At 69.5% G+C, this 786-nt stretch carries 1 protein-coding gene; it reads left to right on the forward strand.

What is annotated here, in order from left to right:
• Window positions 1–690 (forward strand): hypothetical protein (locus tag IG02_RS37440; RefSeq protein ID WP_037805232.1); only part of this gene is annotated, 690 nt, incomplete at its 5' end.
• Between the last annotated feature and the right edge of the window lie 96 nt (window positions 691–786).

A 786-nucleotide genomic window follows, 5' to 3' on the forward strand; every position in this document is an offset into this window, starting at 1 on the left:
GCGCCCGAGGGCATCAACTGGCGCAGCGTGAACCAGGTGACGCGGGCGCCGGACGGAACCACCACCACCCGGCAGATCGTGCCGGAATGGGTCGGACCGAAGCTGCCCGAGCCCCTCCTGAACCTGGTCGAGGTGGACGACGACGGCGACATCGTGCTCCACCTGCCCGGCCGCAACCCTCTCCCGGTGTCGGAGGACGAGTTCCTGGCCCTGCTCGACCTGGACCCGGCGCTGCGCACCACGCCCCTGGGCACTCCCGTCCTGTTCCTGACCTCCGGTCCCGGTGTCCTGAGCCCGGAGCTGGTGGAGCGGTTCTCCCAGCGCACCGGCCGCCCGGCCTACAGCTACAGCGGGCCGCTCGACCTGACCGCCGCCGATCCGTCGGCCCCGCTCACCATCGTCGCCCTCCCGGAGCCGGACACCAACGCCCCCGGCAACTGGACCAAGGCCACCCGGCAGACCACCTCCGGCACCTCCGCCATCGAGGCAGGGATGGACGAACTGGTCCTCGCCGACTCGACAGGTCCCGCCTCGTCGGCGCAGTTGCCGGATGTCGGGGGGTTGCGGATTGGTGAGGCGGGTGGTTCTTCGTCGGGTGCTTCGTGGTCGGCGGAGTCGTTGATGTGTGGGCGACCAGTGGTGATGGTCGTCTGGTGCGGAACAAGAAGCGTGAGCATGTTCCGGCGTTGATCGATCATGGTCCCGAGCATCCGTTGGGTGCGTGGGTGCCGTTCCACCCGACGAAGCTGTCCGTGCCGCGTGTGGATCGTGTGTGGACGGCGTTGG

The organism is Streptomyces sp. NRRL F-5135, assembly GCF_000719775.1.
In the GTDB taxonomy this organism is placed as follows: domain Bacteria; phylum Actinomycetota; class Actinomycetes; order Streptomycetales; family Streptomycetaceae; genus Streptomyces; species Streptomyces hebeiensis.